This window comes from Pectobacterium sp. HCp5_1, from assembly GCF_032905925.1.
GTDB lineage: Bacteria > Pseudomonadota > Gammaproteobacteria > Enterobacterales > Enterobacteriaceae > Pectobacterium > Pectobacterium brasiliense_A.
Genome location: NZ_JAUMIO010000080.1, coordinates 1 through 1,506 on the forward strand (window position 1 = coordinate 1; position 1,506 = coordinate 1,506).

A 1,506-nucleotide genomic window follows, 5' to 3' on the forward strand; every position below is an offset into this window, starting at 1 on the left:
CCACCTTCACGCTTAAACCGGGACAACCGTCGCCCGGATAACCTAGCTTTCTCCGTCCCCCCTTCGCAGTAACACCGAGTACAGGAATATTAACCTGTTTCCCATCGACTACGCTTTTCAGCCTCGCCTTAGGGGTCGACTCACCCTGCCCCGATTAACGTTGGACAGGAACCCTTGGTCTTCCGGCGTGCGGGTTTTTCACCCGCATTATCGTTACTTATGTCAGCATTCGCACTTCTGATACCTCCAGCAGCCCTCACAGGCCACCTTCGCAGGCTTACAGAACGCTCCCCTACCCAACAACACTAAGTGTCGCTGCCGCAGCTTCGGTGCATGGTTTAGCCCCGTTACATCTTCCGCGCAGGCCGACTCGACCAGTGAGCTATTACGCTTTCTTTAAATGATGGCTGCTTCTAAGCCAACATCCTGGCTGTCTATGCCTTCCCACATCGTTTCCCACTTAACCATGACTTTGGGACCTTAGCTGGCGGTCTGGGTTGTTTCCCTCTTCACGACGAACGTTAGCACCCGCCGTGTGTCTCCCGTGATAACATTCTTCGGTATTCGTAGTTTGCATCGGGTTGGTAAGTCGGGATGACCCCCTAGCCGAAACAGTGCTCTACCCCCGAAGATGAATTCACGAGGCGCTACCTAAATAGCTTTCGGGGAGAACCAGCTATCTCCCGGTTTGATTGGCCTTTCACCCCCAGCCACAAGTCATCCGCTAATTTTTCAACATTAGTCGGTTCGGTCCTCCAGTTAGTGTTACCCAACCTTCAACCTGCCCATGGCTAGATCACCGGGTTTCGGGTCTATACCCTGCAACTTAACGCCCAGTTAAGACTCGGTTTCCCTGCGGCTCCCCTATACGGTTAACCTTGCTACAGAATATAAGTCGCTGACCCATTATACAAAAGGTACGCAGTCACCTAACAAGTAGGCTCCCACTGCTTGTACGTACACGGTTTCAGGTTCTATTTCACTCCCCTCGCCGGGGTTCTTTTCGCCTTTCCCTCACGGTACTGGTTCACTATCGGTCAGTCAGGAGTATTTAGCCTTGGAGGATGGTCCCCCCATATTCAGACAGGATGTCACGTGTCCCGCCCTACTCATCGAACTCACACCTTGTGCATTTTTGTGTACGGGACTATCACCCTTTACTGTGCGACTTTCCAGACGCTTCCACTAACACACAAACTGATTCAGGTTCTGGGCTCCTCCCCGTTCGCTCGCCGCTACTGGGGGAATCTCGGTTGATTTCTTTTCCTCGGGGTACTGAGATGTTTCAGTTCCCCCGGTTCGCCTCATTATGCTATGTATTCACATAATGATAGTGTGTCGAAACACACTGGGTTTCCCCATTCGGGTATCGTCGGGTATAACGCTTCATATCAGCTTACCGACGCTTATCGCAGATTAGCACGCCCTTCATCGCCTCTGACTGCCTAGGCATCCACCGTGTACGCTTAGTCGCTTAACCTCACAACCCGAAGATGTCTCGATTGA

The 1,506-nt window shown here is 52.2% G+C and carries 1 rRNA gene; it reads right to left on the reverse strand.

Annotation, left to right across the window (positions count from 1 at the left end):
- A 23S ribosomal RNA gene (locus Q3A88_RS21790) occupies positions 1 to 1,480 on the reverse strand; the annotation flags it as partial.
- Positions 1,481 to 1,506: the final 26 nt, after the last annotated feature.